This is a genomic window from Streptomyces sp. NPDC096176 (genome assembly GCF_044763255.1).
Classification (GTDB): Bacteria; Actinomycetota; Actinomycetes; order Streptomycetales; family Streptomycetaceae; genus Streptomyces.
Window position 1 is genome coordinate 416,802 of the sequence record NZ_JBIWFV010000005.1, and the last position, 18,445, is coordinate 435,246.

The following is an 18,445-nucleotide window of genomic DNA, read 5'->3' on the forward strand; positions in this document are numbered from 1 at the left end:
ACGGCCGCCGGGGCCGACGTTGCCGGGGAACGTCGGCCCCGGCGGCCCTGGGGTCATCTTCAGAAACGATCCCCTTTTTTGAGGATCCGCCACGGCCAGGTGCCCGGTTTCCCGGCGCGATCCGCCCTGTGTGTGGACGCGCATGGGCAGCCGGGCTCCTGTCGGATCAGTTGGTACGCAGGCGTGCTGTCTGCTCGGTACCGACGTCGGTGGTGCGCCGCAGGTAGCGCTCGATGACGGTGAGCTCGTCGTCGGTGAAGTCGTCCAGGGCCTGGTCGAAAGCCTGCCCCGGGGCGTCCCAGGCGGCTTCGATCTCGGGGTTGCGGCCATGGGCGAGCGTGACGAGCATCTTGCGCCGGTCGTGAGGATCGGGATGGCGTTCGGCGAGGCCGGCCTTGTGCAGGCGGTCGACCAGGCGGGTGGCTGATCCGGAGGTCAGTCCGGTCAGCTTCGCGATCTCGCCGGTGGTACGGGGCCCGGATTCCAGAGAGAGAAGGCTGACGCATTGCAGGTCGGTGGGGTGCAGACCGAGGTGCTCGGCCATGGCCTGGTTGAACAGGGTGTAGGCGGCGTGGTGGCGCCGGGCCGTCGCGGTGACCGCCGCGACCAGCTCCTTACGGGTTCGGTTTGACATGGCATCGCCCTCGGTGTCCTACTCATATCTGCGCCACGCAGATAATGTGTGGTGCAGATCCTTTCTAGCACGACCCCTGGGAGAACCCCATGACCACCCACACCCCCGAGCAGCTGCACGCCCTCTACGACCGCTGGAGCGAGCTGTGGCGCGGCGATTTCAGCAACGCCGGGGAGATCCTCGACCCCGGCTTCGTCGTCCACCAGGCCCGCCCGGACGGCAGCGACTCCGGGGCCGTCACCGGCCCCGAGCGCCTGCTGCCCGAGATCGAGCAGACCATGACGGCATTCGGCGACATCACCATCAACGTCGACCTTGGCCCGATAGTCGACGGCGACCTGATCGCCGCCCGCTGGACCATGCGCGCCACCTACACCGGCGGCATCCCCCGGGCCACCGCCCCGATCGGCACGAAGATCTCCTTCAGCGGCAACGACATCCTGCGCGTCGAGAACGGCCGGTTCGTCGAGTACTGGACCTGCACCGACATCCTCGACGGCCTGTCCCAACTCGGCGCCGTCTCCGGCCCCAACGGCCCCGCCCAGCACTGAACAGGCAGGACCGGGCCCCGGCGGAGTCAGCCCTCCTCGTCATGGTCGGCGTCGACGGCGTCGGGGTCCCGGAAAGGACGCAGGCCCCGGCCGGGGCCACGGGCCTTGATGTTGCACAGACAGCGGCCCAGGAAGTTGACGTGCCGGTCTTTGAGCGGGGAGAGCCGGGCGACGTCCTCGTCCTTGATGTCGTGGCCCTCGGCGATGTCGTGCGGCCCGGGTCCGCAAGGGCCCCGGGTCCGCAAGGGCCCCGTACGACACCGGACCCGAAGGGGCCTTACGCCGCCGTGGCCAGTTCGTCGCGGGGGACGAACCGCACCCGCGGATGCCCGCCGTGCCAGCCGAAGCACAGCCGCAGGCCCCCGACTCGCGCCAGCATCACGCCGACGCCGATCGCCGCGATCGCGGCCACCGCGCCGCCCGCCGCGAAGCCGACGCGGGCCCCGTAGGTGTCCGTGATCCAGCCGACGAGCGGGGCGCCGACGGGAGTGCCGCCGGTGAAGACCATCATGAACAGGCTCATCACCCGGCCCCGCATCAGCGGGTCCGTGGCCATCTGCACGCTCGAGTTCGCCGTGACGTTGACCGTCAGGCCGAACATGCCGATCGGAACCATCAGTACCGCGAAGATCCAGAACGCGGGCGCGAACGCGGTCACGATCTCGAGCACGCCGAAGAGCACCGCCGCGCCGACCAGCAGCCGCAGCCGCGAGGTGCCGCGCCGGGCGGCGAGCAGGGCGCCGGCCAGGGAGCCGGCAGCCATCAGCGTGTTGAGCAGGCCGTATGTACCGGCATCGCCGTGGAAGACGTCGTCGACGAACGCGGAGAGCCAGATCGGGAAGTTGAAGCCGAACGTGCCGATGAAGCCGACCAGGACGATCGGCCAGATCAGCTCCGGCCGGCCCGCGACATACCGCAGGCCTTCGCGCAGCTGGCCCTTGCCGCGCGGGGCGCGCTCGACCTTGTGGAGCTCGGATGTCCGCATCATCAGCAGGCCCGCGATGGGCGCGATGAACGAGAGGCCGTTGAGCAGGAAGGCGTATCCGCTGCCGACGGCGGTGATCAGGACACCGGCCACGGCCGGGCCGACGAGTCGCGCCGACTGGAAGTTCGCCGAGTTCAGCGAAACGGCGTTGCGCAGCTGGTCGGGGCCGACCATCTCGGCGACGAACGACTGCCGCGCCGGGTTGTCGACGACGGTGACGAGGCCGAGCAGGAACGCCGTCAGGTAGACGTGCCAGACCTGGACGTGTCCGCTGAGCGTGAGCCCGGCGAGCGCCAGGCCGGTGAGGCCCATCGCGGACTGGGTGGCGAGCAGCAGCCGGCGTTTGGGCAGCCGGTCCGCGAGCACGCCGCCGTACAGGCCGAAGAGAAGCATGGGCAGGAACTGCAGCGCGATGGTGATGCCGACGGCGGATGCCGATCCGGTCAGGGTGAGCACCAGCCAGTCCTGGGCGATGCGCTGCATCCAGGTGCCGGTGTTGGAGACGACCTGTCCGGTCGCGAAGAGCCGGTAGTTGCGGATCTTCAGCGAGCTGAACATCGTCTGCTTGGGGGTGGGCAGGGTGTCGGTGGCGGTCGGTGCGGGGGCGGAGTCTGCTCCGGATCCCGTACTCAAAAGGGTTCGCCTCCTCGGCGTCGGCGGTCGGTGGGCAATCGGCGGTTCACCGCAGGTGCGCGAGCTTCTCCAGCACGGGGGCCGCTGCGCGGAGCGTGGCCCACTCCTCATCGTCCAGACCCTCGGCAAGCGATGCCAGCCAGGCGTTCCGCTTGCGGCGGGACTCCTCGAGCATGGTTTCCGCGCGCTCGGTCTGGCTGACCACCTTCTGCCGGCGGTCGTCGGGGTGGGGCTCGAGCCGGACCAGCCCCTTGGCTTCCAGCAGCGCGACGATCCGGGTCATGGACGGCGGCTGGACATGCTCCTTGCGGGCCAGCTCACCGGGGGTGGCCGAGCCGCAGAGGGCGAGGGTGCCGAGCACCGACATCTCTGTCGGGCTCAGCGATTCGTCGACGCGCTGGTGCTTCAGACGGCGGCCCAGCCGCATGACGGCCGAGCGGAGCGAGTTCACGGCGGCGACGTCCGCGTCAGTACCGTGGGACAAGTCAGGCATGTTGTTAGCATAACTCATTACCCTGACTAAAGACCAGTCGATTACGGGTCTGATAGGTGCTTCACCCATATGAGTGAGACGCATCAGGAAAGTGACGCTCGGGCGACCGGGATGAGGCGACCCTGAGCGGCATGGGATCGACAGTGCTCAGCCTGCGGATAGACGGCGATCTGCCCGACCGGCTCCGGGAGCGCGCCGCAAAACGGCAAATGAGCGTCCAGGACTATGTGGTCCGGACGCTCATTCGCGACGACCTCGACGAGCGCTTCAAGGCGGCCGTCGACGAGACGGAGAAGTTCTACGGCGTTACGTGACCGCTCCTGTGCGGATCGGCTCGCTTCCTGCGCGGATCGACTCGTCCGATCCGATCGCATGCGATCGCGCGAGACCGGTCAGGTGAGGCCGAGAGCCGGCATCGCGTAGGAGAAGACGAACACCGCCGAGACCGCGTACATCGCCGCGGGCACCTCGCGCCCACGCCCCGCCGCCAGGCGCAGCGCGCTGAAGGCGATGAAGCCGATGCCGATGCCGTGGGTGATCGAGTACGTGAACGGCATCATCACCATCGCCAGGAACGCGGGGGCGGCGACAGTGAAGTCGCTCCAGTCGATATCCTTGATCGAACCGGCCAGGATCAGGAAGCCGACCGCCACCAGGGCGGGTGTCGCCGCCTGGGACGGGACCATCGTGGCGAGCGGCGTGAGGAACAGCGCCACCGAGAACAGCGCACCGGTGACGACCGACGACAGCCCCGTACGGGCGCCCTCGCCGACACCGGCAGTGGACTCGACGAAGCAGGTGTTGGCGGAGCAGGACGTGGCGCCGCCCGCGGCGACGGCGATGCCGTCGACGATCAGCACCTTGTTGATGCCCGGGTAGTTCCCGTCCTTGTCCATCAGCTTGGCCTCGTCGCCCACGGCGAGGATCGTGCCCATCGCGTCGAAGAAGCAGGACAGCAGCACGGTGAAGACGAACAGGACGCCGGTCAGCAGGCCGACCTTCTCGAAGCCACCGAACAGGCTGACCTGACCGAGCAGACCGAAGTCTGGGGTGGAGAGCGGGTTGCCGGGCCACTCGGGCGTGGTCAGGCCCCAGGACTCGACGTCCGCCACGGCGTGGATGACCATCGCGCCGACCGTCATCACGACGATCGAGATGAGGATCGCGCCCGGCACCTTGCGGATGATCAGCGCGAGGGTGAGCAGCGTTCCGAGCGCGAAGACGAGGACCGGCCAGCCGAGCAGATGGCCGCCGGTGCCCAGCTGCAGCGGGACGGTGGTGTGGGCGGCGTCGGGGATACGCGTGACGAAGCCCGAGTCCACCAGCCCGATGAGCATGATGAACAGGCCGATGCCGATCGCGATGGCCTTGCGGATGCCGAGCGGAACGGCGTTCATCACGCGCTCACGCAGGCCCGTGGCCACCAGCAGCATCACCACGACACCGGCGAGCACGACCATGCCCATGGCGTCCGCCCAGGCCATCCTGGGCGCGAGCTGGAGGGCGACGACCGTGTTGACGCCGAGTCCGGCCGCGAGGGCGATCGGGACGTTGCCGATGACACCCATCAGGAGGGTGGAGAAGGCGGCGGTCAGCACGGTGGCGGTGACCAGCTGACCGCCGTCGAGCTGGTGCCCGTACATGTCCTTGGCGCTGCCGAGGATGATCGGGTTCAGCACGAGGATGTACGCCATCGCGAAGAAGGTGGCGAAGCCGCCACGGACCTCGCGGGCGACGGTGGAACCGCGCTCCGAGATCTTGAAGAAGCGGTCCAGACCGCCGACGGGCTGCTGGGGGGTGGGCGGCAGGCCGGGGGAATCGACCGTGGCGGTGGCCGTGGTGGACATGCGGAACCTCAGTCGTACGCGAAGGGGCGACACAGGAAAGGGCAAGAAAAACCCGGCCTGATTTGGATGTTCCAACGAGGAAAACCAGCCAGCCGGAATCAGTTTCAGTATGAACATATGAACGAAAGATCGCCAATCTCCGCGCGTAGACCCATGGCGCCTACGGCCCGTCCGACCGTCCGTCCCTCCCCGCCCGCGGCCATCGGCACCCGCCTACACTGTCGCCATGGCGAAGTGGACCCCCCGGCACGAGGCACCCGAACCCCTTGAGGGCCCGATCGTCTCGACGATCGTCGGCGGCACGATCCTCTGGTTCGTGATGTTCCTCGTCCAGGTCCCCTTCTACGGCTGGTTCGCCGACCGCGATCTGACCTGGTGGGTGTGGACCTGCCTGGCCGGCGCCGGCCTCGGGCTCATCGGCATCTGGTACGTGCGCGGCCGGGACACGGCGATCAAGCGCGCGGCGGATGCCGAAGCGGCCCAGGGCGCCGAGACCCAGGAGCCGGGCCCGCAGGCCTGACCCGACCCGCGCCCAGCTTCTGGGCCGCCGTAGTCCCCAGGGACGATTTCCGTCCGACCGTGGTGCCGTCTTCCGCCTCGCCCAGGGGTGAGCGGACCGCTCCGGCCGTAACGTCGAGAACATGACGCAGCGGGCGGACAGGGGCCCCGGCGCCCACGAGCCGGAAGGGCCCGTCATCGACGCGGGCGCAGAACTCGACCCCGTACACCCCCGGCGGCTGCCGGGGCCCCCGGCCGGAGGGCCGCCCTCGGGCGGACTGACGGCCGCTCAGGTCGCGGAGCGGGTCGCCCGCGGGGAGGTCAACGACGTACCCGTACGCAGTTCCCGCTCCGCCGTCGACATCGTCCGCGCCAACGTGCTCACCCGATTCAACGCGATCATCGGCGTGCTGTGGGTGATCATGTTCTTCGTCGCGCCGATCCAGGACAGCCTCTTCGGCTTCGTGATCATCGCCAACACCGGCATCGGCATCGTCCAGGAGCTGCGCGCCAAGAAGACCCTCGACGGGCTCGCGGTCATCGGCGAGGCGAAGCCGAGGGTGCGGCGGGACGGCGTCGCCGCCTCGATCTCCACCTCCGAGATCGTCCTCGGCGACCTTGTCGAACTCGGCCCCGGCGACAAGGTCGTCGTCGACGGCGAGATCGCGGAGGCGGACAACCTCGAGGTCGACGAGTCCCTGCTGACCGGTGAGGCCGACCCCGTGCTCAAGCAGGCGGGCGACCAGGTGATGTCCGGCAGCTTCGTCGTCGCGGGCGGCGGCGCGTTCACGGCCACCAAGGTGGGTCGTGAGGCATACGCGGTGCAGCTCGCCGAGGAGGCGTCCCGCTTCACGCTCGTGCACTCCGAGCTGCGCTCCGGTATCTCCACGATTCTCAAATACGTGACGTGGATGATGGTCCCGACCGCGATCGGGCTGATCATCAGCCAGCTGGTCGTGAAGGACAACAACTTCAAGGACTCGGTGGCGAGGACCGTCGGCGGGATCGTGCCGATGATCCCCGAGGGGCTCGTCCTGCTCACCTCCGTCGCCTTCGCGATCGGGGTCATCCGGCTCGGCCGCAAACAGTGCCTCGTGCAGGAACTCCCCGCCATCGAGGGCCTGGCCCGCGTCGACGTCGTCTGCCTCGACAAGACCGGAACACTCACCGAGGGCGGCATGGACGTGACCGAGCTGCGCCCGCTGGACGGGGCGGACGAGGCGCACGTACGCCAGGTGCTGGGCGCGCTCGGCGGGGCCGACCCGCGCCCGAACGCCTCCCTGCAGGCCATCATCGCGGCCTACCCCGACGGCGGGAACCACCGCTGCACCGACACCCTTCCCTTCTCCTCGGCCCGCAAATACAGCGGCGCCACCCTCGCGAACGGCGACGGCGGACACTCGACATGGCTGCTGGGCGCACCCGACGTGCTTCTGCCCGCCGGGCACTCGTCCCTCACCGAGGTCGACCAGCTCAACCGGCAGGGCCTGCGGGTGCTGCTGCTGGCCCGGGCCACGGGACCGCTGGACGCCCCGGCGGAGCGGATGCCGGCCGCCCTGGTCGTCCTCGAACAGCGCCTGCGGCCCGACGCGTCCGAGACGCTGCGGTACTTCGCCGACCAGGACGTGGCGGCCAAGGTCATCTCCGGCGACAACGCGGTCGCCGTGGGGGCGGTCGCGGCCAAGCTCGGCCTGCCCGGCGCCGACGGCACGCTCGACGCGCGCAGGCTGCCCGCGGAACGGGAGGCAATGGGCGCGGAGCTGGACGCCAACACCGTCTTCGGCCGCGTCAGCCCCCAGCAGAAACGCGACATGGTCGGCGCGCTCCAGTCCCGCGGACACACCGTCGCCATGACCGGTGACGGCGTCAACGACGTCCTGGCGCTCAAGGACGCGGACATCGGTGTGGCGATGGGCGCCGGTTCGGAGGCCACGAAGGCCGTCGCGCAGATCGTCCTGCTCAACAACAGCTTCGCGACGCTGCCCTCGGTGGTCGCGGAGGGCCGCCGGGTCATCGGCAACATCACGCGCGTGGCCACCCTGTTCCTGACCAAGACGGTGTACTCGGTCCTCCTCGCGATCCTGGTGGTCTGCAGCCAGGTCGAGTACCCCTTCCTCCCCCGCCACCTGACGCTGCTGTCCACCCTCACCATCGGCGTCCCGGCCTTCTTCCTGGCCCTGGCCCCCAACACGGAACGCGCCGAACCCCACTTCGTACGCAGGGTGATGCGGTACGCCGTCCCCGCCGGCCTGATCGCGGCGGTGGGCACGTTCGCCGCCTACCTGTTGGCCCGCACCTACTACAGGGGACCGGGCGCCCTCGACGCGGAGACCAGCGTGGCGACGCTGACGCTGTTCCTGATCGCGATGTGGGTCCTCGTGATCATCGCCCGCCCGTACACCTGGTGGCGGGTCGGCCTGGTGGCGACCATGGGGCTGGGCTTCCTGCTGGTGATGGTGGTCCCGTGGCTGCAGGACTTCTTCGCGCTGAAACTGGTGGGCTCGGTGCTGCCGTGGGCGGCCGTCGCGATCGCGGCGACGGGGGCGGTGCTGCTGGAGCTGGCGTGGCGAGTGGTGGCGCGCCGGATACCGGCGTAGCGGCTCTGCGCCGTCCGCCGCCCCCTCCAGTCGTGGGGGGGGCGGCGCTGCGCGATGCCGAATTCCCCTTGTTCCCCTGCCGAATTCACCGCGGCGACACCCGGCCATCACGCCTGGCCCACCGGCTGCCGCCAGGGTCCTCTACGAGCGAAGCGTCATGTACTCGACATAGAGGAGCTCATATGACCACGCGCCGCCCCCTCCGCCCCGCCGCCCTCGTCCTGGGCACCGCGCTCGCGGCCATCGCCGCGGCAGCGCCCGTCCAGGCCCACCACCCCGGCGACCGGGCGTCCCTGCCCACCATCCGGCCGAAGGCCGAGACGGCCACGCTGTACGACGACGAGGCCGGCGGCAACGCCAACGCCGACGACCCCGCGATCTGGCGCAACGAGGCTGCGCCCGGCCGCAGCCTCGTCATCGCCACGGCCAAGGAGGGCGGCCTGCGCGTCTACGATCTCGACGCCCGCCAGGTCCAGTCGATCCCGGCCCCGGCGCCCGCCGTACCGGACGACGCCCCCGGCCGCTTCAACAACGTCGATCTGGTCGAGGGCACCCGGCTCGTCCCCGGTCGGGCAGACCTCGCCGTCGTCAGCGACCGCGGCAACGACCGGCTCCGCTTCTACCGCATCGACCGCGACCGGCCCGGCGGCCCGCTCACCGATGTCACCGACCCCGCCGCCGCGCCCGTGTTCTCAAAGGACCAGGACGAGATCAACGAGCAGCACACGGCGTACGGTCTGGCCACCTGGACCGACCGCTCGACAGGCCGCTCGTACGCCCTCGCCAGCCGCCGGAGCCGTACCGGCATCGCCCTGCTGGAGCTCACGCCCGGCCCGCGGGGCACGGTCGGCTACCGCGAGATCCGTACCGTCGACCTGCCCTCCGCCTTCCGCCTCCCGAACGGCACTTCCTGGACGCCGTGCGGCGAGCCCGGCGAACTCCCCCAGGTCGAGGGCATGGTCGTCGACGCGGCCAACGGTGTGCTGTACGCCGGCCAGGAGGACGTCGGCATCTGGCGCCTGCCCGCCGACCTGCGCGGAAAGCCCGTCCTGGTCGACAGGGTCCGCGAATACGGCGTCCCCGGCACGTACGACGAGCAGACCGAGGAGTGCACGCCGGGCGCCGACCCCGGCTACGGCGGCACGCGACTGTCCGCCGACGTCGAAGGGCTGACGATCCTCGACGAGTCCGACGGCGACGGCTATCTGCTGGCCTCCGGCCAGGGCGACAACGCCTTCGCCCTGTACGACCGCGAGATCGGCGACGACAACGAGTACGAGGGTGGCTTCCGTGTCACCGCCGCCTCGCCCGTACTGGACGGCTCCGAGGAGTGCGACGGCGCGGCCGTGCTCAACGCCCCGCTCGGCAGCAAGTATCCGCACGGCCTGCTTGTCGTCCAGGACGGCCACGCCGCCACTCCGGCGGACGGCGACCGTGAGGCCACCGGCTTCAAGTTCGTCGACCTCGCCAACGTCCTGGACACCGTCGACTGACGGGCCGTCCCTCCGCGCAGGGGCGTCGCCCTGCGCGGAGGGCTCGCCTACGGACGGGCGTAGGGCCGGGTCATGATCTCCATGTTGTGCCCGTTCGGGTCGTCGAAGTACGCGCCCCGGCCACCGAAGAGGCGGTTGATCCGGCCCGGTTCGGTGTGGCTCGGGTCGGCGTAGTAGGTGACCCCGACCGCATCGAGCCGGGCGATCATGGTGTCGAACTGCTCGTCGGGCACGAGGAACGCGTAGTGCTGCGACTGGATCGGCTCGTCGGCCATCTCGTAGTAGTCGAGCGTCACGCCGTTCCCGATGTCGACCGGCAGGAACGGGCCGAACGGTGCGCCGACTTCGAGGCCGAGGATCGCGGCTATGAACTCGGCGGACAGCTGCCGGTCCTCGGCGTACACGACGGTGTGGTTGAGCTGGACGGTGGTGACGGACTGCTGCTGCGGCATGGTGGGGTGACTCTCCAAGTCGTGGTTCATCAAAGGACGAAGCGGAAGAGGAGAGAGAACGGCGGAGCCCTGGCCCGCCTCGCGCTCACGCCGAGGCCGGGCGCCTCACTCGTGCGTGGCCCATGGCCGACCCGGCAGTCACCCGACCCACCGTAGCCGCCCGCCGGGCGCCGCGCACCTGAAGCTCCGCACCCGCACGTTCTTCTACGACCCGGTCGGGCAATCGACGGCCGGGCCCGGCCTGGTCGGCAGGCCCCGGCCCACCCGCGAGTTCGCTCGTGAACGTGTACGACTTGGGACGGGAGTCCGAGGAGGGGGGCCGATTACCTGGGGGCGCCCAACGACGAACTCTTGCCCTGCGCCCACGGCCTGCGACAGCACTGCGCGTTGGGCATCCTGAGCAACAGCTTCGTCGGCACCCGGCAACGGGAGACGGCCGCCTACGGCTTCGCCGAACTCGTCGAGCAGACCGTCCACTCCATGAGATCGGCTTGGCGCAGCCCGACGTGCGGGCGTTCGAAGCGACGTGCGCCCGCCTGGACGCGGCACCACCGTCGCCCGTATCGAAAGGCATCTTCGCGTGGCGTGAAAGACCGTTCCGTGGAACCGGTACGCATGTTCACACCGTTCCGGTCACGAATCCCTTACCCGCTCTCCACACAAAAGGCGCGACGTTCGAAATCCGAGAGTCGGAACATGCACAAGGGCCTCGGGACTGGAGTCCCGAGGCCGATCTCGCCTGTCAAGTCCACTCATCAGCGGACGGGGCGGGAATTGCTCGTGGCCGAGAAGGCTTTGCGGCAGGTCTTTCTCAGATGCCGGTGGTCTGCACCGCGACGAGGCCGTTGACCGCGCCGGTGACAGCGGCGACCGGCACGACGGAGGCGACGGACTGGGCAGCACCGACAACATCGCCGACGTTGACGGCAGCACCGTAGCCGTTGACACCGGCGTGGGCGCTGGCAATGCCGCCGGAGATTCCGTCCAGGTCGCTGTCGGAAATCTCGGCGGTCTCGACAGAGGTGAAGTCGTTACGCACTTTCTCTCCCTTTTCACATCGGAAAAATCCGGGACCGTCGACCCGAACGCACATCAAGGAAAACAGGCCGGCGCAAACGTTCACCAAGCGCCGGTATGGGGGGGGCACGACCCCCGCACCCCTGGATGAGATCACGCCAACGGGCCAACCGGCAACGTACGTTCCGTTTTTGATCGTGAATACTTCTTCACGGAAGCGTCAATTGACATGCACTTCCTGCCGTCATGTTCGAGCGACGAGTCCTGTCACGTGACGAGGGGGCGCAGGGCGGCCGCCGGCTCGTCGGCGGTGACGCCTCCGTGCCAGGGCAGGGTCTCGGCGCCCGCCACGTACTGCACGCCGGGTTGGTCCGCCTCACGCCGGCGGGCCGCGACGAGGACGAGGACGAGCGTGCCGCCTACGCGTCGAACCAGCGGTCCCGCGCCAGTTCCTCCGTGCGGGACGGGTCCTCCAGCAGCGCCGCGACCTCGAAGCGGCGCGGCCACTGGCCGGCCGACCAGGCGAGGCCGGCTGCCACGCCCTCCAGAGTGGCGGCGTGGAGCGTGCCGTCCGGGGTGCGGCGCCAGTCGAGTTCGACGCCGCCCGCGATCAGTTCCTCGTGCTCGACGTACGAGGAAGGCGTCGACGGGCCAAGCAGGATGCGGACGGACTCCGGCACCTCGTGCTCCTCGCCGTCCGTCGTGACATCCGCCTCGACCGCCTCGCTCAGGCGGCGTACCTGGAAGAGGTCCGCCAAGTCCTCCGCACGCGTGGGCGTCACCGGAAGCAGGGGCAGACCCGCGGAGAGGGAAAGCAGGTCAGGAGTGTCGGCGACGACCGCCTCGGCCGCGTCGACCACCACCACCTCGCCGTCCACGACCGCCCGCAACTCGTCGGGGAGCGTAACCTGTTCCGGGTCCAGGTCGGCGAGCGCCGTGTAGAGGGCGTGGAGTTGCCGGGCCGACACCTGGCGGTCCGGGTCCGCGAGACGCGACAGCAGCTCCGCCGCTCCCCCCGGTTCGTCGAGGAGCGCGGCGACGGACGTGCGGACCCCGAGGGCATGCAGCACCTGCGCGTCCGCGAAGCCGGTTGTGTCCGCCGACTCGTACAGGCCCTCCAGCAGCGGGTCGGCGCCCGACGCGCGCAGACCCGCCGGACGGCGGCCGTCGAGCACGGGGTGGTCACGCAGCCACCACGCCGTGTACGGGCGCACCGTCTCCGTCGTGCCGTCCGGCAGCAGGATCCGTACCGACTGGGTGAGCGCGTCCCGCAGCGGCGGCTGCGCCAGCAGCGCCAGGGCCTGCGGCCAGCAGTCGTCGTCCACCAGGTCCAGATCCCGCACGGCGACGATCTCCGTGGCGACCGGCGGCACCGGCGTGTCCGGCAGCCGGTCGAGGACGTCCTCGGCCCACACGTCGACCGCGTCGAGCAGGCCGGCGTCGTCGGGCTCGGCGTAATCGCCTGCGCGCGGCTCGAGTTCGTCCGGGTCGAGGACGACGTCGGTGGCGCGGACCAGGGCGAAGTTGGCGAGGACGCCGCACGCCGCGAGCGGCTGCTCGCCCCACCGCTCGGCCAGTTCCGCGTCGCACAGGGCGAGTTCGTCCTCACGGATGATGGAGGCGAACGGGCTGCCCGGCAGCACGAGTTCACCGGCGGGGGCGAGCTCCCCGTCCTCGTCGGGCAGCGCCAGCGCACCGAGCCACGGCTCGTCGCCCGGCTCCAACTCCGCTGCCTTGACCAGGGCGAGGACCGTCTCCGCCAGTTCCTCCGCGTCCAGCGAGTCCGTGTCCTCGTCCCAGATCTCGCCGGCGTCGAGCGACGCCGCGACGGCCGCCCGCACCTGCGGCGTCGTGAGCACGGCCCGGGGCGTCGCAGGCAGCGCGCCCAGCTTCTCCAGCAGCGGATGGGCGGCGTCCGGGTGCACGACCTTGAGGCCGAGACGGGCCAGGTCGGCCGGGGTGTCGGCGAGCGGCAGCAGTGTCTGGCGCGGGCCGATGGTGGTGCGGGAATCCGCGAGGGGCACCGGCAGACCGGACAGACGGTCGGGGTCGAGGCCGGCGAGGCTCTCGTACAGCCGCTGCCACCACGCCGGTTCGCGTTCCAGACCGGCCAGCCGGTCGATCGCCTCCGTCAGTGGCACCCGCGCCACGCCCAGCGTGCGCAGCTCCACACGGCGCTCGAGACCGGCCGGCAGCAGCGTCGGCATCACCTCGGCCAGCACCCGCACGGTGTCGGTGCCCGCGCCCTCCAGGACCTCGGCCTCGATGGGCCGCAGCCCCCCGCTGGTCACCCGGTCCGGCAGGCCGGTGTCCTCGTCCGCGACATCCCGCGGCACCGCGGCCTCCAGGAACGCGGTGCGCGGCAGGCGCTTCAGGATCGCCGCCCGCAACCGGCCGTCCAGCTCGCCCTTGCCGAGCGGCCCCGGCACGAGGTCGATGGTCCCGGTTGTGACCGGCTGCCAGGCACCGAGCAGTTCGGCGTACGCGTCGGCAGCGCGTTCCACCAGGAAGTCGGTCAGCGGCCCCTTGGCCGGGTGACGGCGGGTGGTGTCGAGCGGCAGGGACGCGATGAGCAACGCCGGTACGCCGAGGGGCTCGTCGGTCGGGGTCGGCGCATGCACGACGGGCTGGGTCTGCGGACGGGCCGGTGCGCCCTCGTCGTCGACGGGCACGGCCCAGGTGACGGTCCAGTGCGGTCGCAGGCGCTCCTCGACGGGCCGGTCGACGAGCAGCGCCGGCTCGATGGGGCCGCCGTGGCTGACGACGCGCCAGCGGCGCTCACCGCGCACGCTGTCCTCGACCCGCACGTACGGGTCCTGCGCGTGGCGCTTCAACACCCGTACGCCGTCCGGGGTTTCCACGACGATCTCGGCGAGGCCGGTGAGCGTCAGGAGCAGCGCGTCGTCGATACCGGCGAGCAGCCGCTCCACCAGGTCGACGGCTGCGCCGTCGCGCAGCGGCAGCACGACGACGGTGTCATAACCCTCGGGCGCGGTGCCCTCGGCCGGCAGCGGCAGCCGCAGCAGCGGTACGTGGCCGTCCCGGCGCCGCAGCTCGTCCCCGAGGCCCGGGCTCGCCTTGGCGACCTGCCCGGCCAGCTCCCTGGCCTCCGCCAACGACCAGCGCACACCGCCGTGACGGCCCATCACGGCGGGTTCGTCGCTCACGGCGAGGACGGCGGCGAAGCCGACGCCGAACCGGCCGACGGCGGCCTCGTGGCCCTCGCGCTTGGCCGAGGCGCGCAGGGTGCTCAGCGATTCGACGCCGGTCGCGTCGAGCGGGGCGCCGGTGTTCGCGGCGGCGAGCACGGCGGGTTCCTGGCCGTCGGCCGGGCGCAGCGTCAGCCGCAGCCGGCCGGGGACGCCGGCGCGGGCGGCGGCATCGGCGGCGTTCTGCGCCAGCTCGACAACGAGGCGGTCGCGGTAGCCGCCGAGCGCGAGGTCCTCCTCGGCGTTCGCGTCCTCCCGGAACCGGGCCGGGCTCGCGCCCCACGCGTCGAGCACACCGCGCCGCAGCCGTGCCGTCCCGAACGGGTCGGCCCACTCGGTCGTCCTGACGCTCACGGTGTGACTCCGCTCTCTCGCATCACCGGGGCGGATTCCGGTGTGTCCGGGGGCCTCGGCGGGGCTTGCTTGTTCTGGGGCCGAAGGTACCGCGTGGCGGCCCGAGGTGACGCGCGGCGAGGCCCCCTCCCGTGGCCGGGGGCGCCACGCGCCCGGCCCGGCCGGTGGTCGCAGCACAGCCTACGGCCGTGTCCTCGAACGCCGGACCGGCTGAGTTTCCCGGCCTCGACGGACCAGCCAGGAATCCACCCACGGCGCACGGAGCCCAGGACCGCCCCCCCGCCGCCCGCCGGAGGTCGCAGCACAGCCGGCGGCCATGTCCTCGAACGCCGGACGGGCTGGGTTTCCCGGCCTGGGCTGGGTTTCCCGCCGGCACAGGGAGCCTGCGGCTGAGCTCCGTTACGAGTGGCCCAAGTCCTCCGACGTGCCGTCCGGCTCCGTCGGGACCGAGCCGCCGTCGCGGGCGGGGCGGAGGGGGAACTCGTCCGCCGCCATCGAGTCGAAGACCGGCTCCGCCGGCTTCGGCGGCTTCGGCATGACCGCCGCCTCCGAGTGCCCGCCGCAGCCGTACGTCAAAGACACCACACGGCCGTCCGCGGGCGAGAACTCGTTCGCGCACACTCCGAAAGCCTGCCGCAGCGAGCCCGCGATCGGGACCAGGAAGCCGCACGTGACGCACGCCGCCGGAGCCGCCTGCGCCATCGGCGTCTTCGCGCCGAAGGACTCCTCCCAGCGGTCGGCCGCGGTGTGCAGGCCGTAGCGGGACAGCACACGCGCCCTGCGCATGCCCAGTTCCTCGGCGAGCGCCGCGAGCTGGCCGCGGCCGTTGTTCGTCGTCGCCTCGATGGCCGGCCTGCGGTCGGTGAGTTCCGCGTCCTCCGCCTCGACCCGCTCGACCAGGTCGTGCGACGGCGGGTGCTCGGCGAGGACCGAGTTCGGCGGCGGCTCGTCCTCGCCGGTGTAGCCGGGCTCCAGGCGCAGGTCGTCCGCCTCGGTGGGCAGCAGGTCGCCGGGGCCCATGTCGCCGGGCCGGAGCCGTTCGCTCCACGGCACCCACTCGGGGGCGAGCAACGCGTCGGGGCCGGGCAGCAGGACGGTTTCGTCAAGGGTGACGACCTTGGCGCGGGAGGCGCGCGTAACGGTCACGGCCCAGCGCCAGCCCCGGTAGCCGGGCTCCTGGCACTCGAAGAAGTGCGTGACGACCCGGTCCCCTTCGGAGACGACCGAGACATGGTCTCCGACCACCCCGGGCGCAGCGGCCTCCTCGGCCGCCTTCCTGGCAAGGTCTACCGCCTCGGCGCACAGACGGTCGGGGATACGGCTTCGCGTCGTCGCAGCACTCACAGGTCTCGCTTCTCTCCTACGCCGTCTCACGGATGCGCTCGGCCGATTCCGAGGTACTGGGCGGCGCACGGAGCGGACCAGGGGGCCGCATCGACGTGAACACGCCCGGACCGTCCTGATCCCGGGCACACCTAACGTCATCCATTCTGCGGGATGCCGAAGAGGCGCGCGGCCGAGAACAACCGCCGGTGGCGCGCTACGCACGCTACCCCTTCCTACGCCTGCCGCCCACCTGCCCGTCCCAACACGGGATGAACCGACAAGGATGCGGTCCTGTTCGCCGGAGCGGGACGCGGGAGCAGGACGCAGCAGCGGCAAGGGCGAAACACGCCGGACGCCGGGGCGCTGTCACGGTTCGGGGGTGTGGGGCTTGGGGCACTATGACGGGGTGGCAGCCGCAAGGTCGTCCGAGTCAGCCGGGCCGCTTCGCAGGGCGGGCCGGACGGTGGGCCGTGCCCTGCATCTCCCTTTCACCGGCACTGCCCGCGGCATCCGCAAGGCGACGCACGCTCACGGAGCGGGCGAGTCGGGCCTCGGCAAGCTGATCGAGCTGCACGCCGTCAACGGCGCCGGCGACGTCATGATCACGGTGGCGCTGGCGTCCACGGTGTTCTTCTCCGTACCGACCGACGAGGCGCGTGGCCGGGTCGCTCTCTACCTCGTCGTGACGATGGCGCCCTTCGCGCTGCTGGCCCCCGTGATCGGCCCGCTCCTCGACCGCGTCCCGCACGGCCGTCGCGCGGCCATGGCGAGCGCGATGCTGGCCCGCGCGCTGCTGGCTCTGACGATGTCGGGCGCCGTCGCGACGGGCGGCCTGGAGCTGTATCCGGCGGCGCTCGGCGTGCTGGTGTCCTCCAAGGCGTACGGGGTGGTGCGCAGTGCGGTCGTGCCACGGCTGCTGCCACCGAAGTTCTCGCTGGTGAAGGCGAACTCTCGGGTCACTCTGGCGGGCCTCCTCGCGACGGGGATCGCGGCGCCGGTCGGGGTGGGGCTGCAGCAGATCGGGCCGCAGTGGCCGCTGTACGGGGCGTTCGCGCTGTTCGTCCTCGGCACGTACTGGGCGTTCACGATGCCGCACAAGGTCGACTCGGCGAAGGGCGAGTCGAAGGTGCACATGCTCACCCACGGCGAGACGAAGCCGAGCCTGCGCACGGTGGGCCCGTCGGTACTGCACGGACTGCAGGCGAACGCCGCGCACCGCGCGCTGTCCGGGTTCCTGATCTTCTTCCTCGCGTTCCTGCTGCGCGAGCATCCGCTCGCCGGCCAGTCGGCCGCGGTCTCGCTGGGGATGGTGGGCGTCGCGGCGGGCGTGGGCAACGCGCTGGGCACGGCCATCGGGGCGTGGCTGAAGTCCCGCGCCCCCGAGGCGATCATCGCGACGATGCTGTCCCTGATCCTGGCGGCGGCCATCGCGGCGGCGGTCTTCTTCAGCGCGGGCATGGTGGCCGTGCTCGGCGCGATGGCGGGGCTGTCCCAGGCGCTGTCGAAGCTGTCCCTGGACGCGGTGATCCAGCGGGACGTCCCGGAACAGGTCCGCACGTCGGCGTTCGCCCGCGCGGAGACGCTGCTCCAGATGGCCTGGGTGCTGGGGGGCGCGATCGGGATCGTGCTGCCGCTGAACGGTGTACTGGGCATGTCGGTGGCGGCGGGCATCGTCACCGCGGGTGCGGCGGCGGCCGGGCGCGGGCTGGTGGGGGCGGGACGGCGGAGCGGCAGGCCGCGGGCGAGGGTGGCGTAGTCGAGGCGTGCGGGCCGCTCCCATCCGCGAGTCCGCGACCCTCGTGGCGTAACCCGGTCGCGCCGCGCCGCGTACCCCCGCGCGGCAGGAGGAAGCGGGCCCGATAGCCTTCGAGTCATGACCGTTGCGTTCTTCTCGGGCAAGCGCCGCCGGGCCGCTGCCGCTCTCGGTGCCGTCTCCGCCGGGCTCCTCGTCCTTTCCGCCTGCGACAAGCCGACGCCGCTCGTCACGGTGACGATCGGGTCGGACTCCGTCCACGCGGAGGCCGCCTGCTACAACGACGGCGAGGCGATCAAGGAGTCCGAGATCCAGGGCTGCCTGACCAAGAAGCCGACGGAGTCCATCAAGGTCGCCATGGACGACCAGGTCCGCATGGGCGTCGACCCGGAGATCGCGGAGAACGGCTGGACCCTGCTCTTCGGCGCGCAGCCGGTCGAGCAGGAGCCCTACAAGAAGACGTACCGGACCATCCCGGGCAACGCGTTCTTCTCCTCGCCGACCGGTGAGCCGACGACCAAGACGGCCGTCAGCATCATGGAGACCAAGGGCAAGAAGGTCGTCGGCATCTGGAACCTCTCGTTCGAGAAGGCCTCCTGACCC

General features: G+C 71.1%; 16 protein-coding genes. 7 read left to right on the forward strand and 9 right to left on the reverse strand.

What is annotated here, in order from left to right; genetic code table 11:
• Nucleotides 1-166: 166 nt before the first annotated feature.
• The gene (locus tag ACIQ7Q_RS16665; RefSeq protein WP_403861611.1) at nt 167-634 is read right to left on the reverse strand and encodes a MarR family winged helix-turn-helix transcriptional regulator; all 468 of its coding nucleotides are present in this window, start codon (nt 632-634) and stop codon (nt 167-169) included.
• Between the two features lie 89 nt (nt 635-723).
• Between ACIQ7Q_RS16665 and ACIQ7Q_RS16670 the strand changes: the two genes are divergently transcribed.
• Nucleotides 724-1,185 (forward strand): ester cyclase, encoded by a 462-nt coding sequence (locus ACIQ7Q_RS16670; RefSeq protein WP_403861614.1) that lies wholly within the window; start codon nt 724-726, stop codon nt 1,183-1,185.
• Nucleotides 1,186-1,211: 26 nt separating this feature from the next.
• Here the strand turns inward: ACIQ7Q_RS16670 and ACIQ7Q_RS16675 are convergent, their stop codons facing one another.
• The 3 genes from ACIQ7Q_RS16675 to ACIQ7Q_RS16685 are packed head-to-tail and all read right to left on the reverse strand — an operon-like array spanning nt 1,212 to nt 3,296.
• Nucleotides 1,212-1,430: a hypothetical protein gene (locus tag ACIQ7Q_RS16675; protein ID WP_403861617.1), complete on the reverse strand. Its 219-nt coding sequence runs from the start codon at nt 1,428-1,430 to the stop codon at nt 1,212-1,214.
• A 32-nt stretch (nt 1,431-1,462) separates the two neighbouring features.
• The gene (locus ACIQ7Q_RS16680) at nt 1,463-2,803 is read right to left on the reverse strand and encodes an MFS transporter (protein ID WP_403861620.1); all 1,341 of its coding nucleotides are present in this window, start codon (nt 2,801-2,803) and stop codon (nt 1,463-1,465) included.
• A gap of 46 nt (nt 2,804-2,849) precedes the next feature.
• Nucleotides 2,850-3,296, reverse strand: a complete 447-nt coding sequence (locus tag ACIQ7Q_RS16685; protein ID WP_356635970.1) for a MarR family transcriptional regulator — start codon at nt 3,294-3,296, stop codon at nt 2,850-2,852.
• Between the two features lie 131 nt (nt 3,297-3,427).
• Between ACIQ7Q_RS16685 and ACIQ7Q_RS16690 the strand changes: the two genes are divergently transcribed.
• Nucleotides 3,428-3,610 (forward strand): ribbon-helix-helix protein, CopG family, encoded by a 183-nt coding sequence (locus ACIQ7Q_RS16690; RefSeq protein WP_403861623.1) that lies wholly within the window; start codon nt 3,428-3,430, stop codon nt 3,608-3,610.
• A gap of 78 nt (nt 3,611-3,688) precedes the next feature.
• On the opposite strand, the gene ACIQ7Q_RS16695 is transcribed toward ACIQ7Q_RS16690, so the two are convergent.
• The gene (locus ACIQ7Q_RS16695) at nt 3,689-5,143 is read right to left on the reverse strand and encodes an NCS2 family permease (RefSeq protein WP_403861626.1); all 1,455 of its coding nucleotides are present in this window, start codon (nt 5,141-5,143) and stop codon (nt 3,689-3,691) included.
• Between the two features lie 226 nt (nt 5,144-5,369).
• Here ACIQ7Q_RS16695 and ACIQ7Q_RS16700 point away from each other — a divergent pair, with 226 nt between their 5' ends.
• From ACIQ7Q_RS16700 to ACIQ7Q_RS16710, 3 genes are all read left to right on the forward strand, one after another.
• Nucleotides 5,370-5,663, forward strand: coding sequence for a DUF2530 domain-containing protein (locus ACIQ7Q_RS16700; protein ID WP_403861628.1), 294 nt, complete (start codon nt 5,370-5,372; stop codon nt 5,661-5,663).
• A 121-nt stretch (nt 5,664-5,784) separates the two neighbouring features.
• Nucleotides 5,785-8,238 (forward strand): HAD-IC family P-type ATPase, encoded by a 2,454-nt coding sequence (locus tag ACIQ7Q_RS16705; RefSeq protein ID WP_403861630.1) that lies wholly within the window; start codon nt 5,785-5,787, stop codon nt 8,236-8,238.
• A gap of 182 nt (nt 8,239-8,420) precedes the next feature.
• A complete protein-coding gene (locus tag ACIQ7Q_RS16710; protein ID WP_403861632.1) occupies nt 8,421-9,731 on the forward strand; it encodes a phytase in 1,311 nt (436 codons plus the stop codon).
• Between the two features lie 47 nt (nt 9,732-9,778).
• On the opposite strand, the gene ACIQ7Q_RS16715 is transcribed toward ACIQ7Q_RS16710, so the two are convergent.
• From ACIQ7Q_RS16715 to ACIQ7Q_RS16730, 4 genes are all read right to left on the reverse strand, one after another.
• A complete protein-coding gene (locus tag ACIQ7Q_RS16715; RefSeq protein ID WP_403861634.1) occupies nt 9,779-10,213 on the reverse strand; it encodes a VOC family protein in 435 nt (144 codons plus the stop codon).
• Between the two features lie 781 nt (nt 10,214-10,994).
• A complete protein-coding gene (locus tag ACIQ7Q_RS16720) occupies nt 10,995-11,222 on the reverse strand; it encodes a hypothetical protein (protein WP_403861636.1) in 228 nt (75 codons plus the stop codon).
• A 397-nt stretch (nt 11,223-11,619) separates the two neighbouring features.
• Entirely contained in the window at nt 11,620-14,763 is a 3,144-nt protein-coding gene (locus tag ACIQ7Q_RS16725) for a sacsin N-terminal ATP-binding-like domain-containing protein (protein ID WP_403861638.1), read from the reverse strand.
• 399 nt (nt 14,764-15,162) lie between these two features.
• Entirely contained in the window at nt 15,163-16,107 is a 945-nt protein-coding gene (locus ACIQ7Q_RS16730; RefSeq protein WP_403861641.1) for a DUF3027 domain-containing protein, read from the reverse strand.
• Nucleotides 16,108-16,495: 388 nt separating this feature from the next.
• Here ACIQ7Q_RS16730 and ACIQ7Q_RS16735 point away from each other — a divergent pair, with 388 nt between their 5' ends.
• Nucleotides 16,496-17,845, forward strand: coding sequence for an MFS transporter (locus ACIQ7Q_RS16735; RefSeq protein WP_403861644.1), 1,350 nt, complete (start codon nt 16,496-16,498; stop codon nt 17,843-17,845).
• Between the two features lie 117 nt (nt 17,846-17,962).
• Nucleotides 17,963-18,442, forward strand: a complete 480-nt coding sequence (locus ACIQ7Q_RS16740) for a DUF2771 domain-containing protein (RefSeq protein WP_403861647.1) — start codon at nt 17,963-17,965, stop codon at nt 18,440-18,442.
• Nucleotides 18,443-18,445: the final 3 nt, after the last annotated feature.